This window comes from Phosphitispora sp. TUW77 (genome assembly GCF_048453025.1).
Lineage (GTDB): Bacteria > Bacillota > Thermincolia > Thermincolales > UBA2595 > Phosphitispora.
On record NZ_CP156677.1, the window covers coordinates 2,715,423 to 2,736,831 of the forward strand.

Genomic DNA, 21,409 nt, shown 5'->3' on the forward strand with positions numbered 1-21,409 from the left:
CTCCCTCTAACATACTTCAATGCTATTCAAAATAAAGGCCAATCGCCTTGTATCCTCATTAAGGCCCATTTCTTTTGGCACAAACCATTTATTAGTAACACATTCTACTTCAATAGCCCCAGCTGTGGGCTGGATGGAAATTACTTCTTTGAATGCACCAAAATCAGTTACAGAAAGTGAATCAACTTTTTGACTATTTACGTATATATCAATATTAATAGGTTCTGGATATGGCCATACGTGTTTGCCTTTTAAAATTATTTTTCTTGCTTGAACATTGGATTCAATAAAAAATTTTGAATTAGGTTCAACCCATCCATCCCCATGATATCCTTGGTGATCTCGCAAGTAAGTTTTTGATGAATTTGAACGTCGCTGAACATATAAATGCTTCACTATATTTTTTATAGTAGTTTTAATTTGGCTGGGCTTTTGATAATTATGGAAAATAACTAGCCATAATGCAAAAATAATTTTGATAGGTAAACAGGGCGTTTTTTCGGTTTTATAGTTCACATAACCCCAAATCCAGGAAAAAGGTAAAAATCCATAATGTTTTTTAACTGTAAAAAAAATTTCCTTAAAAACATCATCCCTTCTGCTTAGTGTTTTGTTATCTTCATATAGACGGGAAGTAGCCATCTCATATGGCACGTAAACAACAGGAATTTCTTCCATAGCAGCTCGTATCCAGTAATCATAATCCATACAAAGCTGAAGGTTCTTGTTTAATTGGACTTTTTCAAAAACATTTTTTCTGATAAAAGCGGTTGGCTGACATATATAACACATCTCAGCCAGTCTATCTAAATTAAAAGGTTCAGTTGGATAGCGGTCAATACGCTCTCCATTTTCTTCTGTATGAAAACCTTCCCCATATACTATTCCAATATCAGGATGCATTGATAAAAAACTCACCGCTTCCTTAATTGCCCCCGGTAAATAGGTGTCGTCAGAATTTAACCATCCTAGGATATCACCTTTTGCCATTCGAAACCCCTTGTTAACGGCATCAGCTTGTCCTTCATCCGGTTCCGAAACCCACTTCAATCTTGGATCTTTGCAAGACTTTAAAACATCAACGGTCTCATCCGTTGAGCCACCATCTACTACTATGTATTCCAAATTAGGATAGTTCTGGCTTAATACGCTATCTACTGTTTCTTTAATAAATTCCCCTTGATTAAATGAAGGGGTAATTACTGATACTAAAGGGTAATCAGTTAACTGAATAACTCCTTGCTTTAACACAGTTTCAAACACTTTTGATGTTTCTTCTGCACAGTTTTTCCAAGAAAAATCTTTGCTGCGTTTCAATCCCTTTTTAATAAGGTGACTACGCCAACTTTCGTCATTTAGCATTTTGTTCATTGCTGAAGCTAAGTCTTCAGCATCTTCCGCAGAAAAAAGAACACCTGCATCCTTTAATACCTCTGGAATACTGGTTGTATTTGCAGCAATAACAGGACAGCCTGTTTTCATAGCTTCTACCAAAGGTATCCCAAAACCCTCAAACAAAGATGGAAAGACTAAAAAAGAAGCATTGAGGTATATGTATGGCATGTCTTGCTGTGGAAGATAATCCAGAAAATGAATTTGCCCATTTAAATCTAGTGAAGTTATTTCATTCAAGATATCAGTGTGAGCATTGCTTTCCGCACCCGTCAAAACTAGCGGTAATTGAATGCCATATTTTTCTCTAAGAACTTTTAGGGCCCTTATAATAGTTAAATGGTTTTTATGTGGCCAAGTATTCGCAGGAAAGTATGCAAATTGTGAAGGTAGCTGATATTTATTCTTTATCTCTACTATTTTTTCTTTATCAAATGGCTGTGAAAAATTTAAACCGGCATCAAGATGAATAGCATAAACTTTATCAGGGGAATTACAATATTTTTCTACAATCGTATCCTTGGAAAACTGAGACAGTGTTAAAACTGCGTTTGCTTTTTCAGCTGATAATTTATAATTCTTATATCTCCATTCCAAAACTTCCGCTGTAAAAAAATCGGGATAGAATTCATGCTGAATATCAGGAATAGTAACAATGCTCGGTATATTAACATATAGAGGTGATAATACAAGCAACGGGCAAAACCAAAGGTCTAATTCCAGTTCATTAATTTTTTTTTGAACTTCAAGATTGTCATTGTTTAAAATTAGTATTTTATCAACGTTTCCGTTATCATAACTAAAGGAACTAATATTATGAGAAGCTAAAAACAAGTAAAAATGGTAATTAGGAGAAGCTTTCAATAATTCTTCGAACATATTCCTAAAATAATGTTCCATGCCTCCAATTTTTCCCGGATATAAATCCAATAAGTTAATGCCGATTTTTTCCATTAGTAACCAGTCACCACCAAGACCTTGTTATAGTTTATTAATTAATTTAATAATTTTGGCTTTTAACGTAGGCTTACCATCTGGCTCGTAATCATTTAATCTCTCACTTAAAGACTTTATTGCTTTTGATTTGGTTGATAGCTGCACGTCTTTTTTTATTAATGAACTCTGGATTTCATCAATAGTTTCTAATTTTTCCGAAATTTCTTCCTCTAAATCCTTCGAAAGCTGGTTAAGCCCGTTAATGACTTCCAATCTAGCTTTGCGGTCCGTCTGCACTTCGTTTAATTGTTTGGTTAGTTCATTAATAAGCTCCAATCTGGCTGCACGATCCGCCTCCACTTCATTTAGCTGCACACTTAATTTATTAATGAGTTCTAATCTGGCCTCACGGTCAGCATTAGATTCTTTTAGTTGTTTATCTAATTCATAAATTATATTTAAACGTGCACCTCTATCAGTATCTATTTCTTCTATTTTTTCTTGTAATAGTTCTGTTTTTTTGAACAAGTCAAGCATCGCCTGAACAAAACGACCCTCTGGAGTTTTTAACAAAAACTGTTCAATTTGAGCATCGGAATTTATTGTCACCGGAATCTTTGAAGCTATAACAAACATATCATAAGGAAAAAGAGCCGGTTCAAAATAGATATGTTTAAACCCAAACTCGGACAATATTTGAGTTAACCCTTCAGATGTAAAAAGATATAAATGTTCCTCAGCCTTCATTTGCCCTAAAAAAATGTGGTTTTGTTCTATTAACTGATTATACGTAAGGTCTGTATTACTATAATTAGGCGTTTGAATAATCACTAGTCCGTTATCTTTCAGTGCATTTACAATATATTCTAAGGTTTTTTTTGGATCAGTGAAATGTTCCATTACATCCATTAATATTATACAGTCCATACTTTGTGGTTCAATTGCTAAGTCATCTAATTTCCCTCTAAGTACTTCTATCCCAAAAGACTCCTGTGCATAACCTACAACCCAATCGCTTAATTCTGCTCCAACCGAACTGAAACCAGCTTTATTCATAAGTGCAACTAATCCACCATGACCACATCCCAATTCCAGGGTTTTTGCCGGTGGCAGCTTATAATGCAGAACTTTTGACAACCAATAGATACATCTATGTGACAAATCATCCTTGGATCTTTCACGAATATTGGAAAATCCATATTTTTGAGACTGACGCTCTAACCAATATTTTTTACCGTAAATGTCTTGTTCATCATCACGTACGTCAAAATAAAAGTCCGGATAACGAGGACTGCTGATCAATGTTTGACAACTATTACACTTGAGATAAGATTCGGAAAATCTGTTTAACTTTTTTGAACCACACCAACAAGTTTCAACATTTATATATGGCTGCTTCATTGCTAAACTTCCTTTCGCGCGGATACAATAATTCCGCTTCCTCGCTTTTCAGTAGAAATTTTGGCTAAAATATTAAATAAGATATCAAAATAGAAAGGTAGCTTTTCGTCATTCAAATGCTCATCATAATATATTGTACCAAACTCCCTGTCCTTCATAGGATAATGCCATAACTGGTCAAGAACTAAAAAAACATAAGTTGGTAACCAGGAAATATAGTCTTTGATATATTCTAATTTAAATTGTTGTTCTTGTACTAATTCCAACCAATTCTCTCTAGAATAAGGGTTAACTAGATTATGATATTTTATATGATTAATTCTTATTGATTCAACCCATTTCCTTAATCCAAGCATCTTGCCAATGGTTGAAAATGGCTGCCACTTTACAAAATTATCATTAACAGCAGTAAAAATCAATCTCCCCCCTGGCTTTAATACCCGCCAAACCTCTCCCAAAACAATTTCTATATCATCAAAATGTTCAAATGCGCAATTTGAAAAAACATTTGAAAATGATTCTGATTTGAATGGCAAGTTCCTAGCGTCTGCCACAATCACCTTCTCATAAATTCCTGTTTTTTCAGCCTGGGTAATTACTTCAGGGTTGAAATCACAACCAACTAAAGAAAATCCGAGAGGTTTTAACACAATTTCAGCAAACTTCCCATCACCACAGGCTAGGTCTAAGGTTAAGCCTGTTTCAAAAGTAATTTTTTTTCTAATATATGCAATTTCCCATGGTCTCCAAAAAGCCATTGGTGGAATATTAGGATACTTAGCAACTATATCATGATATGCCTTTATTAAGTCTCTAGGTTGAATTTTTTGAGCCATTTTCCCCTCCGGTTTTTTTTGCAACCAAGTCAAAACTTGAGTCCAAATTAGAAATTCCATGAAATAGCCGCCATTCAGGTTTTGATACTTCAAGGAGCAAACAGCCTTCAACCCAGTCATATATTTTATTACTGACTTCCAACTGACAATCTGTTGCAGCAACTGCTACAGTATATAGTCCCTGGAATAAATCCATTTTTATATTAAAAACAGCTTTCAAGCAATCCCCTTTTTGGGCTTTAAGGCTCTTTTTAGTAAGCATGTAAGCGTTCTGTCCAAAAATAACAGTATTCATTCTATCGGTAATTTGAAATCCAAAAGTAAGATTATCTATATCTTTGTTAACTTGCACATATAATTCCAAACTAACTCTATCCCCGGTTTTTATGGTTTGGGTTTCTTCCCCATTATAATTGGTGAAACAAGCCCCTATAATACGAACACTGCCATCGCCCCTTCTTACGCCTTTTGCCTGAATTATATTCTGTGTACCTTTTAAAACAAAGGATTCTTGTTTGCAATCTTGCCAATAATTACCTTTCTTCTCCCAATTATCATCACTTTTTTCACCATTAAGAGTATAATATAAGTTAACCATATCTACAGGGTCACCTTGATGTTTAATCATTCCCTCTTTTAAAATTATTACCTTATCGCAAAACTTCAGTACTGTCTGCATATCATGAGAAACTACAATTATCGCAGTACCCCGTTTTTTTAAATCCTCCAAAAACCGAAAACACTTTTGCTGAAAAAAAATATCTCCAACCGATAATGCTTCATCGACAATATAAATGTCAGGCTCTAGATTTGCAAATAAAGAGAATGCAAGACGCACATACATTCCGGAAGAATACGTTTTTACAGGTTGGTTTATATAATCACCAAGGTCGGCAAAATTAATGATGTTTTGCATCTTACCATGTAAAAACTCATTTGAAAATCCCAGTAGTTTACCACTATTGAATATATTTTCTCTCCCGGTTAAATCAGGGTGAAATCCAGTTCCCAATTCTAATAGCGAAACCATATTTCCTCTTACATCAAACCTGCCTCCTGTCGGCCATAACGCCCCGGAAAGTATTTTTAACAAGGTGCTTTTCCCTGCCCCATTTGGGCCAATAATTCCTAGGGCTTCCCCTCTTTTTAAAGAGAAAGTAATATCCTTAAGTGCCCATACTTCTTGGTGCCTTGAAATCCTTCCACCGGTTAACCACTCAATTATTCTTTTATCAGGCCTTTCATATAACTTATATTTTTTGTTGATATTTTCAACACATAAAAGAGTTTGATTCATAGTACATCCCTAATTTCTTTTCGCAAAATATGCATAATAAACAAACCTAATAAGATAAAAAACGTAGTAAAGGAAAGCATATAAAGCCATTGATATATTGCAGGGAATTCTCCAAAAACAACTATACCATGCAAAGCTTCAATGTACTGGGATGCTGGATTTAACATAATAAGTTTTTGAAATGATAAAGGCAGAATATCCTTTACATATACGATTGGCGTCATCCACATCCACATTTGAAGTGCAATCCCCATTAATTGTCCAATATCTCGAAAAAAGACATTCAAACAACTTAAAGTAAGTGAAATGCCAAAAGCTGAACCTTGAAAAAGCATTAGTACTACCGGTAAACTAATCCAACTTAAAGCCAAATTTCTTTGTAGTACAATACTAATTAATAATAATAAAATCATTGATATACCTAATGATAGAGTGGAAGAAATGGTCGTCTGGGCAACAAAAATTTGTTCTGGAATCGGAAGTTTCTTTAAGTAAGTTGAATTCTCAATTAATGAAGTGGTTCCACGAAGTATAGTTTCTGAATAGGAAATCCATGGCAATAAGCCGGAGCATAGATAGATGGCAAAAGTAAAAGTAGATTCCAATTCAGGTAATCTTGCTACCATTATTTGAGAAAAAACGAAAGTATACACTATAATTTGGGCTAAAGGATTAAAAACATTCCAAAAAACACCAAACATTGACCCTGCATAACGATATCTAATATCATTAACAGCAGTACTAAAAATAAACTTTCTATAAGTCCATAGTTCTGTAATCATCATTTCACCCTAAACTAAAATTACTTTTAAATATTTACTTGAGAATTGGTAGTTTATAGCAAACTTAAACTTATCAAACGCTGTTTTGCCTGTTCACCTACTGCCCTCGGTGAATAGTTGGTAAAGATGGTCTCCTGACCTCTTAAAGCAAGCTCTTTTCTCCATACCGGATCACTAACAAGTTTTCGCATAAAATAGGATGCCTGTTCAATATCTGGTTCCGCCCAGACCTGACCAGCTTTATAAGGACCATAATCTCGAGGTATCCCAATCAGTTTATAATCAACTAAGCAAGAATTTGATGGATTCATGAAGTCAGTATTGCCTGACCAGTTTGTACCAATAACAGGCTTGCCCAAATACATAGCCTCAGCCAGGCCAAGACCAAATCCTTCGGATCGGTGAAGTGATATATAACAATCTACCGAATTTAACAAATCATTCACCTGATGCCGATTCATGTTTCCTTCCAGGAGATAAACGTTCTTATAGTCACGAACCTCCTCCCTAAGCTTATCAAGGTGCATAGGATCGTCTTTTGAATTATTCACTTTGATAATAAGGGCAGCTGATGTATCCTCTTTTGAAAACGCATTTTTAAAAGCCTCGATTACAGCACGAGGGTTTTTACGTTCCTGAATGCTTTGAATATCATACATAGCAAGAAAAAGAAATGAACTAACTGGGAGCTTAAATATATCTCGTCTCTGGCCCAGTGAGCATTTAACCTCAATTCCATGTGGAATTTTTATTACCGGAACCGGTGATTTTTTTGATATAGCTTCTAACACAAAATCAGTCGGTACCCATACCTCATCAATCAAGTTAAAGCTCTTTTCCCATTCATCGGGAAAATCAGATAACTCCCAATGCCAGTAACCTATATTGTACCGTCCTTTAAAAACTGAATCTCCGTAATGTAAATAAGCTAACACCATCTGATCAGCATTTATATGAAAAATATTGGCTCTATACCGAGCTTCACTTATCTCTTTATGCTTCCAATTTAAATCGTTCATTGAGGCAGGGTTACCCATAAAAAAATTTAAAATTCCAAATTGTATCCCCACCGTTTGCATAGAGTTTGCCGCTAGACGGCACGATTCTCCTACCCCCATCTCCGCACGAGCATAGCCAATTAGATTAACTCCAGCTTCTAAACTAAAATTTATATCATTGCAGTTTGATATTTCACCAAAATATGTTGATTGAATAACCTTATTTTCAAAAGACTTAACTGTTTCTTTAATCGGTTTAGGTAATATTAGTAATAGAGGCTTAAATATTTTTCTTATTGCATACGAAATCTTTAGCAAGTATCTCTTAAGCTTCATGAACATTTTTGTGTCTTAAATTCTCCTCTCAGATTACTTGATGTAACCTGTGGTACATCAATTCCTTACATATGCGCTCCCAGGATCGGGCACATGTTATTTCCTTTCTCTTATCCCGGTATTTATCACCATCATGATTTAATGCCCTTCTTAATACTGCCTCAAACTCTTCGATGCTGTCTGCCATATATACTATCCCCGGCCCATAGTCCACAGCCAAACGCTCCAGTTCCGGCATCCTTGTCCCCACTATAGGCAGCCCCATTACCATATACTCATTTATCTTAGCAGGCCTCATCTCATTAACATAAGGTGTAGATATATACGGTATAAGCCCGGCACTACATTTCTTCAAAAAAGCCCCCAACTGGGAATGCTTTTCAAATGGCGGCAGCCAGATAACATTTTGGCCTGCTCCTTTACAGGGAAGTTCGCCATATTCCTTAGGACCTATGAAAACAAAGTTGACATCAGGCACCCTCTCCGCCATGACAGAAACAGCATCCCACCATATTTTACTGTTAACTCCTCCTATGTAAACCACAATTGGGTTATCAGGATTTTTTACCGGTAGTTTTAAATCAACTCCATTTTGAGCCATATTATATAAGTTTATAGAAAATCCATCTTCAAACAGCTTGACCTTACTGTGATGTGACTTTTCAACATATTTTTTTGCATTATCCATAACAGAAACCGATGCACAAAAAACCACATTTGCCTTTTGCAGCATCTTACGGTGGTAAGGCACAATGCGTTCGGCACCCGGAACCTTACAGGGATCACTGACCAAATCAACCACAACACCTGCCCATGGCAGACTTTCGGCCAAATCCACTGCTAGGGGTGTCGTCATATATGACCACAACAGAATACGGTTTACGGGAACTCCCACATTTTTACTGAATCGGGCAATTTCCGCTCGAATCAGTGCACTGTTCAATCTGCAAGCTGACTGAGAGTATGGGAAAGGCAGGGCCATCGGACTCAATACCTTAATATTATTGTGGCTTTTTGATAAATCAGTCCCTTCCTGTGGGTGAACAATCTTCTTAAACCTTTTCCAAACCCGGGGCCCATCTTTAATTCCCGGAATTCGTACACCTGTATTTTCAACAAATAACACAGGATATCCCATCATAGCAAACTGGCTCATTATTTCCTGAGTCCTCTGCCATAGAAAATCCCAGTCAATTCCTGACAAGCATACTATTGCATCAAATTTTTTGTTCTTGCCGCTTGTTTCAGCCATCAACTATCGCTCCGGAATTTTTTGTTAATCCAAAAATAGATGCATACTGTTCAACCATTCTATCAACAGTAAAACTTTCCTGATAATGCCTGAAACATTTGCAGCCCATTTCCTTAAGCAGGTTATCATTATTTAAAATATTAATTATCTGAACAACCGCTTCCTCCTCATTACCTTCGCTAAACAGGTATCCTGTTTCCCCGTGTTCCACAATATACTTGTTGCCCCCCACATCAGTAGCAACTACCGGTGTCCCGGCAGCCATAGCTTCTATCAGTACCAGAGGACATGCCTCATATCTTGAAGTAAGCAAGGCTATATTTGTATTCCAGAAATAACGGGCAGCATTTTCAACATTTCCCAATAAATGAACATACCCTGATAAATTTTCTGAATCTACCATTTGATTACATTGATCAAACAATGGCCCCTCACCAATTAATACAAAGCTGAGTTTTACACGATTTTTGGGATACCTCTCTATTACTCCTTTAGCAATTCTGATAAAAGACCTTGGGTTTTTAATTTCAGACATCCTGCCTATCATGCATATTAACGGTGATAAATCCTCTATCTTAAGGAGTTCCCTAAGACCCTTTTCAGGCTTATCAGGTATAGGTCTGCCGTTCGGAACCAAACGACATTTTTCCCGGGCCAAGCCCATCTTAATGAATGTTTCCATATCTACAGGTGAAACAAAAATGTATTCAGCCCGTAAAGGAAACAGCATTCTTTCCAGAGCACTATACATCCTTCGTGCTGCTCCAGAATGACCGGGGGCAAAAGAAACCCCATGAACAGTCATACAGATACGCGGAATACCTGCCAAGATCCCGGCAATCCTTCCTATATATGAAGCCTTTGAACTGTGACAATGTATCAGGTCATAGCTGTTTTCCTTGCATAGTTTTTGAATCATCTTAAGTGCTTTGAAATCCTTAACTGGATTGACATTCCTGGTAAAATAAGGAGTTTGGATTGTTTTTCCCTTAAACCACCCATCCAACTCCTTTGGTATGTAGCTTCCTTCCCCAAAAACAACATCAACATCGGCTTCATACCCCATCCTGTAAAATCCTTTAAGCAGGTCTATAAGTACGGACTGTGCTCCTCCCACTTCCCCTAATGTAATCAGTTCAAGGATTCTCATGCTTACACCGCCAGTGAATAATCATTACGTTCCAGACTTAGAGCCGGATGATAATAGGGATCGCCTTTTTTCAAAAATTCTTTGTGAGCTGTTGTGAACAGTTTAATTTCCTCTTCATTAATAAACTCTCCCCTTGTTAAGGACTCATGGTGCAGCAGCCTGGCATGCGGGGTATATATATTGTAAAATCCTTCCTCCAACAATCTAATACACAGGTCAATATCATTCATAGCAACCCGGAAGGATGTATTGAACCCTCTTACTTTATTAAACTTGGTTTTTTCTATCATCATACATGCAGCCGTTACTGCAGAAACATTTCTGACACAAACCGCCAAATTCATATACCCGGGAGATTTCCCATCACTCTTATAGAAAGCATGTGAAGCGCTGCCTCTCATGCCGACAACAACCCCTGCATGCTGTATCATTCCATTCGGAAACAGCAGCAAAGCTCCCACAGCCCCTATTTCTGGCCTCTGGCTATGTTCCAGCAAAGCCTCCAGCCAATCAGAAGAAATAACCTCTGTATCATCATTTAGAAATACCAGGTGACTGCCCCTAGCTTCTGCTGCCCCTAAATTGTTTATGTCCGGATAGTTGAATTCCTCCGGATATTTTAATATCTTAAAACCCTTCATGCCTTCCAGTGATTTCAGGTAATTCAGGGTGTTTTCCTCATTACTCCCATTATCTATTACTATTACTTCATAATTACTGTAGGTAGACTTATCCTCAATGCTTTCCAAACATCTTCTCAACACTTCTGCATTGTTTTTTGTCGGAATTATAATCGAAACCGGTTCCGCTTTCCTTATGTTCAGGCGATAGTTAAATGTACCCATTTCCTTCCCCTTAGTGACTCTGGATTCATACCCTCTTCTAAGAAAAGACTCCCTGATAGCCCACAACTCTTGACATTCTTTTATCTCTAAGTCATCTTTACAACTAACATTAATAATTTTACTGAATAACACCTGAGGAATTCTGCTTACATTTAATTTTTGACCCGTTAATCTCAAGAGCAAGTCAAAATTTAAACAACTGCCATAATGTTCCCGAAATCCTCCAAGTTCCTGCAACAACTCTTTTCTGATAATAACCGGAGATCCGATATAATTAAATGAATATAACAAGTTCGGAGACCAGCCTGGTTTAAAAATGGGGTCTGAACGATGCCCGACAGCTATATTCAGCTTATCCTCATCAGCATATATTAAATCAGGATAATTTGATTCCCTTGCTTCCCTGGCAAATAGCCGAATCGCATTGGGCCTCAAAACACCTATTTCTTCAAGCACTAAAACATACTTGGACTCTAAATTATTTATCACTTTATTAAGAACTTGACTTACTGCCTCATTTTCCTCGCTTTTGATAGTTATAATACGGTGGTCTTCTTCAGATAATTGTTTCAGGTATTCCTTCACATCATGTGCAAAAAGACGATTTTCAATAATTACCATAAACCACTGGTCTGTATCCTGATTTAATACAGAGTTCACCACAGGTTCAATAATATCAATTCCTGACTTCGAAGCCAATATGACTACACTTATCAGCGGAAAAACTGACTTTTCTCCAGTGATTCCCTTTTCAATGGCATTTCTCTTTTCTCCAACAGTATTATCATTTTTCCTTAGCCATTTCTGGTACTGACAATTCATATCATTTGACACTAACAAGCTGCGCCATTTATATCTATTAAAAAAACCAAGGGTTCTCCGAAGGAAACATATTACTCCATAAGCCCTCAAAATCCTTATCCCTTTTCTAAATAATTCACTTAATTTCTTCATTATGACGCCTTATCCCTTATAAATAAAACTTTCACCGTCTGCAGCAGTATCTGCAAATCAACCCAAAAATTATTCCTCTTGGCATATAACAAGTCAAAAACCAGCTTCTCCCGCGGCTCTGTATTATACTTGCCGGCAATCTGTGCTATCCCGGTAATGCCTGGTTTTATCCTGTGCCTGTTTTCATAGCCATAGATTTCTTTCACATACTGTTCCACAAAAAACGGTCGTTCCGGCCGGGGGCCAACCATACTCATATCTCCCCTGATTACATTGACTAACTGGGGAAGTTCATCGAGCCTTGATAACCTCAATATCCTGCCAATACTTGTAGCACGTTGATCATCTTCAGCAGCAAAAACCGGGCCGGTATCCTCCTCCGCATTCTGCACCATGGTCCGGAATTTGTACAAAGTAAAGAGTTTACCACCCTTTGTAACTCGTTCCTGTTTATAAATAATTGGACCTGGGGAATCTATTTTTATTATAAGCCCTATCAAAATCATTATCGGCAGGGTTATAATAAAAACAACTGCTGCAACAATTAAATCCAAAACTCTTTTTATAAAATTACTTTCTCCATTACTGTCTTTTATTCCGAAGACCGGCATATCATCTATCAGGTTTAATTCCGCTTTAACAAGAAGGACTTCATATAAAGCCGGGATTAAAAAGACCTCTTTCCCTGAAGAATAACAATAACCTACTATTTGTTCTTTTAATACGGCATCTAAAGAAGGGGTTATAACAACAACATTACAAACAGTATTATTTTTCAGTATCTTATCAAAATCATCCAAGCTGCCCATCACCGGGAATTTCCTACTATTTGCCTCTGTTAATGAATCTTCTTCTGTAATTACCCCGATTATTTCAATATGACTTTCAGGAAATTCGGTAAAGCGCTCAGCTATTTCCCAAGTTTCTTGTCCGGTGCCGATTATTATTGCCTTCTGCACCCCCAAGGCTTTTTTGGCCGCCCGCCACAGAAAATAACGCCATAAACTGAGCAAAATAAGCTGGATTAGGCCGCTCAAAAGAAATACAGATCGCGGAAAGGCATAATTAGCGCTGATATACGTAAGTGATATGCTCAGCATCAATGTGAGCAGCACAACCAAAACTATTGAATAAAACTGGTTATCCCACCTGCTTCTGGGAGCTATCGAATACATCTGATACATGTTAAGAAAAAAAAGGCTTCCCAGTGATATCCATAAAAACAACTGCAAATATGGATCAAAGTTATAGGATGGCAGTGTAAAATTAAACCTCAGCAAATAAGCCAGAATTATACTAATATTTATAATCAGGACATCTATTAACATTATAATTATGGAAGACCCGCTTTTTCTATCAGAAATCCACATGCCACATCCTCCCCCCAAGGGGATAATCTAATGCCGATTTAAAGATAACTTTGTTAATTTTCTACTTTACATCTCAAATTCCTTCCTCTTTCGTGATTTTATGCTTCTGAAATATTCCCCTTCATATGATTTAATTTCCTGGCGCCACCCTGGGATATGGCTAAAATCTAAACACAAGACAAAAGTTCACCCTAACCTTTGCCCCGGCACGGTCAGAGTGAACAAATTCTGAATTGATACAAAATGCCTATGAAAAATGTTTTCTTGCCACTATTCTCAAGATAACTCTTTCAAAGCTACCACCGCCTGGGCAGAATACTGCTGCAGCCGCTTACTAAAGCTGAGGTGTGGGGTGGCAACCCATAGTTTCTTTTCTTCTTCTGTAAGGGTATTCATCTTACCAATAATTAATTTAGGCATCTCAGCGCCCTTTTTCAAATAAGTTTCGGCCTTTTCATGATCTCCCTCTTTGAGGTAATGTTTTCCTGCTGATAGATAAACATACCCCAGGAGTTCATAACTATCCTGGGACCAAGGCTCAAGTTGGTAGGCAATTTCAGCTTCCCTAACAGCACCGACAATATCCTCTTGAGCAAAAAGAATATTCACCTTTTCTACCCTGATAGCATAACTGCCTTTATTTTTGGCTACTGCTTTATTCACATATGACATAGCAGATTCAATTTGTTCCGGCTTCCTTTCCGCCTTAAACATAGCCCTATCCATACTGGCCAGATTAGCATAATGATCGGCATCAAACGGGTTAAAAAAAGCTGCTTTTTTAAGATATCCAATCCTGGCATCATAATCTTTAGTTTTTAGGGACGCAATAGCTTTCTCATTATAAACAATACTTAACAAAAAGGAAAACGAAAATACAGCAATCACTATCGAGATTGCAATTGTACCATATCTAACATATTTGTCACTGACAGCCAACAAACTCCCCTTACCTTTTACAACCTCTCCAGGCATTGCCAAACCTTTTAATACCCCAAATAGTGTCCACACCAACAAACATATAGCACCAAATGCCATTGTAAAATCTACGGCGCTTTCCATTCCAATTATCATAAGCGCTGCTAAGATTGTTGCTGCCAGAACAACTTTTTCAGGCTCTTTTTTTCTGTGAATACTTCTAAATGTCATTATTAATCCAATAATAATTACCCCTAATGATAATATCCCGAAAATACCAGCTTCAACCCAGGTCTGCAGGTAAAAGTTATGCACTCGCTTGGAAATATAGCCATAACTCTGATATTCCTTATAAATTGAAGACCAGCCTCCGCCTCCGACACCAAGTATAGGATGGTCTTTTATTATTTTTAAAGCATCCTTGTAAAAATAAACCCGCTCCACAATGTTCCTGTCTTGAAAACTGATATTTGTTATCCTGCTGAGCCCGCCGGCATTACCTAACTGATAATACCCTCCAACAACACCTGCTAGTAAAATACAAATTAAAGCAACTGCCACATACCGGGGATTAATTTTAAAACGTCCCCTCCTGCCGAGTAATAGTAGCTGTTCAACACAAATATGCACTAATACATTAATTACACAAAATATAATCATATAAGCCCATACCTGTGCTTTTTCCACAAGACCGGCAAGTATAAAAGCCGCCACGCCCCCTAATATAAAGTTATTTAACAATACCCCGAATGCTGGAACTTTAAAGCTACGAGGCTGCAAAATTACAAACACAAGGTAAGCAAACGGTAAAACAATAAATGTTCCCCTGGATGATGTCCCAAATAAAGCTGTAAAAACAATAGTATTAGTTACAGCCAAAGGAAGGCGATAATTCATCCCTGGTGTGGTAAGTGTCAGGTAACACCCAAGTAAGCCTATTGCCCCAAGGTAGGCCCCTAAAGTATTAGGATACTGAAAAGTCGAAGCTATCCGGCCATCAACAATCCCATCGGCAATATTGGCCCCTCCGTAAGCAGCCAACCCGATTACGGCAACAATGACACCTGACACATAAACTACAGTCATTAACTGCCTGGCCTTCGGGATAAAGCCTGACGTCCTAATGACAATCAAGTAAGCCATAAGGTATACAGCAAATTCCAGGTTCATTTTAACGGCAGCCGACAATTTCACAGCAATAAAAGTAGAAATTATATGTGCTGCTAAAACTAATATTAAGCCTACATCAAGAACATTTAGATTTCCCTTTAACCCCCTTAACCCATCTTTAAACACATGCCAAGCAAAAATAAGAGCAACAGCGATCTCGGCAACATGCATGGCTTTATCAAAAAACAGTCCTTGAAAAAACGGCACTGCAAATAATATTACTGCCAACATATAAAAAACGGTATTATTTTCTTTATCCCAGGTGTTGTTACGTTTCATTCTATTTTAGTCCTCCGATATTTTAATATAGTTAAAATATTTTGCGTCGGAATGCTTTTAAGGTTAATGAACTTCCACACCTGGTGTCGAAATTCCTCCTTAATACCCCTTTAATTTGCTTGCAAAAAAAAGTGAATTTAAGGTAAAAAACAAACAGTTCAAGACCTACGCCTTGAACTGTTTGTTTCACTTTTCAAAAAAGAAGAACCGGGTTGCCCCGGTTCTTCAGGTATTGCTATTGTTTATACTTCAGGATATCCGGCTTCAAAGTCGCATTCAGTGTAGTCATCTTCGTCAACTATAAGGATTACATCTGCTACACCCTTACGATCGTCGTCACCAGTTACTTCGATTACGAATATGCAATCATCTTCGTCAATTCCGTCAATACCATCTACATATACAGGGTCACTACCGGTCATGTCATAGATGTAGCTGTCTGCATCTACTTCGTACCAGGTGTCATTAACTTCTAATGCATCGTTAGCTGCATCAACATCTGTTACAACTCCGTATACGTCATAATCAACGGTAGCATCTGTTGCAGTTCCAAGGACAATCTTGGATCCGCTCATTGAGTAGTCAAACAGTTCATCAGTAGCAGGTGTTCCACTGCTAACTTCGTAATCTTCAACAGTACCACGGATATCAACAGTTACCCATGTGTCGCCATCATAGATATAATCGTCAATTACCATGGCCATGTCATCAGCAGCGCCTTCAACTGTGTCGCCAACAATCATGACTAACTCAACTTTGTTGCCATCTAACTTCACCCAGCAATTAATAGTATTTGATTCAGCATCACTAAGCAGGTTAGATGTACTAACTACATCAGGATCTTCATCTGTAGGTGCATTGAGAACCACAGTATCACTATTTGTATAGTACCATGAACCATCGATATACAGTTTATTCAGGTCTTCTGAACCATCAGTAATACTATTTGCTTGATCATCAAGAACTTCAAGGTCATCAATGTCTCCACTGTCATTGAGCTGGAACTTAACTGCAGCGCCATCAAATACTGCATCCACTGCAGAGAAGGTAGTACCAACACTGTCATAAGTTAATTCCATATCAGCAGTATCAACATCATATGTAACAGTAGCACCATCAGTCTTCATAATCTTAATGCTTGTGATAAAATCATCCAGGTCTGTATCAAGAACCTTGTCAACAACACCGTAAATGGTATTGCTTTCACTGTCAGCATCTGTCACGATTAAGCAAATATCCATAGACCTGTCTAATACTATAAACACATTTTCATCATAAACATCATCAAAGAATGTTTCATCACCATCAGCTACGTCAGACCATTCGTCACCATCATCAGTTGACATCGCTGCAGCTGAAATCAGGTCATACTTTTGGCCGCCAACTTTTACTTGGTCAAATACATCATCACCGGTTGTTTCCATAGCTGCATTAAATTTAGCTGTAGTTGAATACCTGAATCCAGGAGCATAAGCATCTACAAATACATCACAGCCATATTCATCTTCAAATACATATGCTACGTCACCAGGCTGGAGGTCATCAACTGATACATATTGGTAGTTTCTAATAACAAGGATGTCGTCCTGATCGAGGTCAACACTGCCTCCATCCAGGTATTCCATAGTCAGGTCGGAGTCAATTTCGTCAATTATATGTGGTTTGTTTGGCTCATTAATTCTAGCATTAAGGTAAATCCTGTTGTCTTCGTCAAAATATGTTTTGTACTGATAATTGTATTCACCTGCAGGTTCAGCAACATATCCGTTATAAGCGTCATCTGCAAATCTGTATGAAACGCCGTCAATCTTCAGTTTTTCGCCATCCATTTCTACATTGCCACTAGACAGTGCAGTAGAAACTATGTCAACATAAGTAACTTCTTCATCATCTTCATTATAAATGAAGTTGATTCTATTTCCGGACATTGTTGTAACAACCCGTCCGCCGTCAACAACACAATCTTCAGCCAATGTAAGGTATCCGGTGTAACCACCTTCAACTTCTTCACCGGTAAATGGATTAATAGTTCCTGTAACTTCCAATACTATCTGATGGTCAGCGTTCATTTCCCAATCGGCAATGAAATAATCATCTTCGTCATAAACTGCGCCATCAAACTTGTCAGCTAACAGTGTGTAGACGTTGTCATCAGCATCCCTCTTGAATGCAAAATCATCAACATCTTTATCCCATACTACAAGATTTTGATCAAGAGTTTCGGAAGTCATCATAGCGATATCGCCACGATTTGCAGCACCATTAGCTGAGAAGCTAACATCATCGGTAACACCGAGTTCAGCAGCTTTTACAAGGTACTCAGTCGGCCATTCGCCAGGAAGCTTGTCGCTGTAGCCAAGAAGACGAACCAGGATGGTTACGCACTCAGCATAAGTAATATTGCTTTGAGGCTTAAATGTTCCATCTGGATAACCCTGGATATAACCAAGGTTTGCAGCCAGGTTAACCCAGCCGGTGAACCATTGACCAGGCTTAACATCTGAAAACTTGGAAGCAGCATCTTTCAAGAAATCGGCGCTGCTGGCATTTCCTGCAGCAGACATAGCTATTTTAGCAAATTCTGCACGTGTAATACTGTTGGCAGGCTTAAAGGTTCCATCGGGATAACCATCAATGATTCCGAGAGCGTTCAGTCTGTAGATACTGTCGGATGATGTGCCACTTACATCTGAGAAGGTGGCTGCCCCGGCAGGAGCCGCGAATGCAAGAACGAACAGAGCTACAGTTACGAGAGCAATCATTCTTTTAAACTTTCTCATTCTTCTAAAATCCCCCTTTGCTTTTTTTATCTTTCTTTTGAATCAAATAAAAAATCCGCCTATTCACCTATCTTTTGCTGCAACACCCCCTTCAAGAGATACTTTCTAGAACCATAATACTAAAGGTGTTAGCCTTTAGATATTTTAAACTATAATATTGTTATTAAATTGCATAATTTTAGCCCATTCGGTTTCATTCTACAGACTGGATAAGTTTTCCTTCAAATTCCCCTTCAATAAAATGATTTTTTTTAAAAGGATTATTATGCCACAAACCCAGATTAATTATACCTAATTCCCGACTTGCTAGTCAACAGATTTTGGACAAGCAATATTTAGAGTATCTTTCAGATATCTACCTCTCTTTTTATACTCATAATTATTCGGGGGTATGTGTCGGTTTAATGGGGTAGAAAAAATTTTTTCTTCAAATTATTATTTAAAATTTTTTCCATTTCATCTCCGCTGTTTTTAATCTATCAGCTGTGCCGCTATCTCACTGTTTCGCAGTGCCTTTTGCTGCAGTTCCTTCCTTATATCTAAAAGTCCCTTTCTAACAATGTCCCTGTTATCAAGAACCTTCTCTACTTCCTCCACAAGCTGTGCCGCAGAAATATTCTCTAAATCTTCCAGCACTGGCTGCCCGATGCCCCTAAGGAAATCACTTACCTTAGGATCATAACTGAGCCCAACCATGGGTACCGCAAAGCAAGCAGCAATAATCAGAGCATGAAGCCTCATTCCCACTACTATATCCATAGATTTAACCAGTTCTGCTATCCGGGAAAAACCCAGTGCTTTTTCTGCCAGTACGGGGGCATAACCCATCATCGCAGCAATTTCCCTCGCAGGGGCCACATCAGCAGGATACTGCATCGGTATAAATATTACCTGCCTCTCTTTTGCCAGCATAGTGTCGGCAAACTTGGCTACAGCCTCTTTATACCCTTTTGTTCCCTGCCATTCCCGTATAAATATTCCCACAACAGGCCCTGCAGGAGCCGGTATACCCAGTGTCCTGAATACTTCCTCTCTAACGGTGCCCGTTTCCGGTTCCAAAGCAAACACAGGATCGGCAGTAACCTCAACCGGCGGCCGTCTGACCCCGATTTCCTGCAGCAGGCATGCTGAAGCCTTATCCCGCAGTGTAATCATATCTGCCCTGCTGCCTATCAGCCTAATTAGCAGCCTGCCAATCCTCCCATTTACAGGACCAATGCCTTGCGCATAAAACATGACCGGCTTTCCCATCATTTTGGCCAAAGCAACAATACCCAGGTAATACGGTATGGTAAGCGAACCCGTCACATCCTGCAGTAAACTACCGCCCCCACTGATGAGAAGGTCCGCACTTTTTAAAGCTGAAATGACCTGAAAAAAGCTCAATCTATTGACAGACTGCACACCATAGCAAATGGCAGTCTCTTCCGGACTGATAGACAATACGATTATGTGAACATCCGGCATCTGTAATTTGAGTGCTTTTATAATAGAAGCCAGGAGCGCTTCATCACCTGTGTTTTCATACCCGTAATAACCGGATATCACTACAGTTTTCATCAGCTATGATCCCTCTCTGGTGAAACTATTTCTTCATTATTATTAATGTTATTATCTAATTGGTTTTTGCCGGCAGCACCGGTAATAATTTCATCTATAAATATCTGAAGTTCCACTTCATCGACAACGTAGTAACTGGCTCCATAAATATACTTGGGACTTCCCGGTATATTTATAAACTTTATGTTTTCCGTGCCGGTATCTTTAAACCGTCCGGCAAGCAGAATAATTTCCTTGACAGACATATCAGTTTTCACATTACTATGCATTTTTCTCGCAATATCAGGTATTTTTAGCAAAGTCCCCGGTTGCATAACTTCCTTGGTAAGTGCAGCCAAAAATTTATGCTGGCGCTCAATTCTCGGCAGGTCTCCCCCGCCGTCATTCCGGTACCTGACATATCCCAAGGCATCATGTCCGTCAAGGCACTGGTAGCCTTCACGAACATCAATCCCTTCTGCAGGATAATACATGTTCTTTTCAACATCAAGGTTTATCCCGCCAATCATATCAATTATGTTTTCAAACCCGTCAAAATTAGTTTCCACATAATTATGTACCGGTATGCCAAGAAATTCTTCGACTGTCTTCCGGGTCAGCTCAATGCCTCCATTAGAATGAGCGTGATTAATCCGGGTCGGGTGCTCCAAACCTTCTATCTTAACCCTGGTATCTCGTGGAATCGATATTACATAAACCTTCTTTTCAGTCATGTTAAACATTGCCACCATAAGCGTGTCAGACCTGGCCGGTTCATTTTTGCGCTGGTCCACACCAACAAGCAGCACATTCAACCATTTCCTTTCTGTATGCACCTGCTTTTCTGCACCCCCGGCAACAGACCTGCTGTCAAAATATATTTCTGCAGCAAGACTCCATAAATCAACACTAAAAGCATAAACTGCCAGCATGACAACTGCAAAAATAAAAACAGTGGTCAGAAACAGCCGTCCCTTTCTTACCCTTTTCAGTTTCAGTCGCCGTACCTGGGCAGTCCGGGGATAAGATTCCTGATCAAAACTGCGAAAATCCCGCATGGTCTGATGTCCTTCCTATTAAATGCCATTCTCGCAAATTAAATTTCATTCCCGCAAATCCGATTCCTAGACTCATTATTTCGGCAAAATCCGCCTGTTTCCTTTTTTTATACACC

The 21,409-nt window shown here is 38.4% G+C and carries 14 protein-coding genes; all 14 read right to left on the minus strand.

Features of this window, described 5'->3' with window-relative positions; all coding sequences use genetic code 11:
* Positions 1-6 precede the first annotated feature (6 nt).
* On the minus strand, positions 7-2,346 hold the full coding sequence (locus ABFY19_RS13120; RefSeq protein ID WP_418791099.1) for a glycosyltransferase: 2,340 nt from the start codon (positions 2,344-2,346) through the stop codon (positions 7-9).
* Between the two features lie 27 nt (positions 2,347-2,373).
* On the minus strand, positions 2,374-3,729 hold the full coding sequence (locus tag ABFY19_RS13125) for a methyltransferase domain-containing protein (protein WP_418791100.1): 1,356 nt from the start codon (positions 3,727-3,729) through the stop codon (positions 2,374-2,376).
* A gap of 2 nt (positions 3,730-3,731) precedes the next feature.
* Positions 3,732-4,565, minus strand: coding sequence for a class I SAM-dependent methyltransferase (locus tag ABFY19_RS13130; protein ID WP_418791101.1), 834 nt, complete (start codon positions 4,563-4,565; stop codon positions 3,732-3,734).
* Positions 4,543-5,862 (minus strand): ABC transporter ATP-binding protein, encoded by a 1,320-nt coding sequence (locus ABFY19_RS13135; RefSeq protein WP_418791102.1) that lies wholly within the window; start codon positions 5,860-5,862, stop codon positions 4,543-4,545. The genes ABFY19_RS13130 and ABFY19_RS13135 overlap by 23 nt, the downstream gene beginning before the upstream one ends.
* On the minus strand, positions 5,859-6,647 hold the full coding sequence (locus ABFY19_RS13140) for an ABC transporter permease (RefSeq protein ID WP_418791103.1): 789 nt from the start codon (positions 6,645-6,647) through the stop codon (positions 5,859-5,861). The genes ABFY19_RS13135 and ABFY19_RS13140 overlap by 4 nt, the downstream gene beginning before the upstream one ends.
* Before the next feature lie 50 nt (positions 6,648-6,697).
* Positions 6,698-7,714: a glycosyltransferase family 4 protein gene (locus ABFY19_RS13145; RefSeq protein WP_418791104.1), complete on the minus strand. Its 1,017-nt coding sequence runs from the start codon at positions 7,712-7,714 to the stop codon at positions 6,698-6,700.
* 292 nt (positions 7,715-8,006) lie between these two features.
* Positions 8,007-9,230, minus strand: a complete 1,224-nt coding sequence (locus ABFY19_RS13150) for a glycosyltransferase (RefSeq protein ID WP_418791105.1) — start codon at positions 9,228-9,230, stop codon at positions 8,007-8,009.
* A complete protein-coding gene (locus ABFY19_RS13155) occupies positions 9,223-10,380 on the minus strand; it encodes a glycosyltransferase family 4 protein (protein ID WP_418791106.1) in 1,158 nt (385 codons plus the stop codon). The genes ABFY19_RS13150 and ABFY19_RS13155 overlap by 8 nt, the downstream gene beginning before the upstream one ends.
* Before the next feature lie 2 nt (positions 10,381-10,382).
* A complete protein-coding gene (locus ABFY19_RS13160; protein WP_418791107.1) occupies positions 10,383-12,059 on the minus strand; it encodes a glycosyltransferase family 2 protein in 1,677 nt (558 codons plus the stop codon).
* Between the two features lie 119 nt (positions 12,060-12,178).
* The gene (locus tag ABFY19_RS13165) at positions 12,179-13,549 is read right to left on the minus strand and encodes a sugar transferase (protein ID WP_418791108.1); all 1,371 of its coding nucleotides are present in this window, start codon (positions 13,547-13,549) and stop codon (positions 12,179-12,181) included.
* Positions 13,550-13,825: 276 nt separating this feature from the next.
* Entirely contained in the window at positions 13,826-15,916 is a 2,091-nt protein-coding gene (locus ABFY19_RS13170; RefSeq protein ID WP_418791109.1) for an O-antigen ligase family protein, read from the minus strand.
* A gap of 242 nt (positions 15,917-16,158) precedes the next feature.
* On the minus strand, positions 16,159-18,696 hold the full coding sequence (locus ABFY19_RS13175; protein ID WP_418791110.1) for an S-layer homology domain-containing protein: 2,538 nt from the start codon (positions 18,694-18,696) through the stop codon (positions 16,159-16,161).
* 471 nt (positions 18,697-19,167) lie between these two features.
* Positions 19,168-20,256, minus strand: a complete 1,089-nt coding sequence (gene csaB, locus ABFY19_RS13180; protein WP_418791111.1) for a polysaccharide pyruvyl transferase CsaB — start codon at positions 20,254-20,256, stop codon at positions 19,168-19,170.
* Positions 20,256-21,293 (minus strand): LCP family protein, encoded by a 1,038-nt coding sequence (locus ABFY19_RS13185; protein WP_418791112.1) that lies wholly within the window; start codon positions 21,291-21,293, stop codon positions 20,256-20,258. Before ABFY19_RS13185 ends, csaB begins: the two co-directional genes overlap by 1 nt.
* Positions 21,294-21,409: the final 116 nt, after the last annotated feature.

Excerpts from the sequence above, each read along its gene's own strand:
- ABFY19_RS13170 (WP_418791109.1), bottom strand. The coding sequence starts at position 15,916 with ATGAAACGTAACAACACCTGGGATAAAGAAAATAATACCGTTTTTTAT.
- ABFY19_RS13175 (WP_418791110.1), bottom strand. The coding sequence starts at position 18,696 with ATGAGAAAGTTTAAAAGAATGATTGCTCTCGTAACTGTAGCTCTGTTC.
- ABFY19_RS13120 (WP_418791099.1), bottom strand. The coding sequence starts at position 2,346 with ATGGAAAAAATCGGCATTAACTTATTGGATTTATATCCGGGAAAAATT.
- ABFY19_RS13185 (WP_418791112.1), bottom strand. The coding sequence starts at position 21,293 with ATGCGGGATTTTCGCAGTTTTGATCAGGAATCTTATCCCCGGACTGCC.
- ABFY19_RS13150 (WP_418791105.1), bottom strand. The coding sequence starts at position 9,230 with ATGGCTGAAACAAGCGGCAAGAACAAAAAATTTGATGCAATAGTATGC.
- ABFY19_RS13130 (WP_418791101.1), bottom strand. The coding sequence starts at position 4,565 with ATGGCTCAAAAAATTCAACCTAGAGACTTAATAAAGGCATATCATGAT.
- ABFY19_RS13140 (WP_418791103.1), bottom strand. The coding sequence starts at position 6,647 with ATGATGATTACAGAACTATGGACTTATAGAAAGTTTATTTTTAGTACT.
- ABFY19_RS13155 (WP_418791106.1), bottom strand. The coding sequence starts at position 10,380 with ATGAGAATCCTTGAACTGATTACATTAGGGGAAGTGGGAGGAGCACAG.
- csaB (WP_418791111.1), bottom strand. The coding sequence starts at position 20,256 with ATGAAAACTGTAGTGATATCCGGTTATTACGGGTATGAAAACACAGGT.
- ABFY19_RS13135 (WP_418791102.1), bottom strand. The coding sequence starts at position 5,862 with ATGAATCAAACTCTTTTATGTGTTGAAAATATCAACAAAAAATATAAG.
- ABFY19_RS13165 (WP_418791108.1), bottom strand. The coding sequence starts at position 13,549 with ATGTGGATTTCTGATAGAAAAAGCGGGTCTTCCATAATTATAATGTTA.
- ABFY19_RS13125 (WP_418791100.1), bottom strand. The coding sequence starts at position 3,729 with ATGAAGCAGCCATATATAAATGTTGAAACTTGTTGGTGTGGTTCAAAA.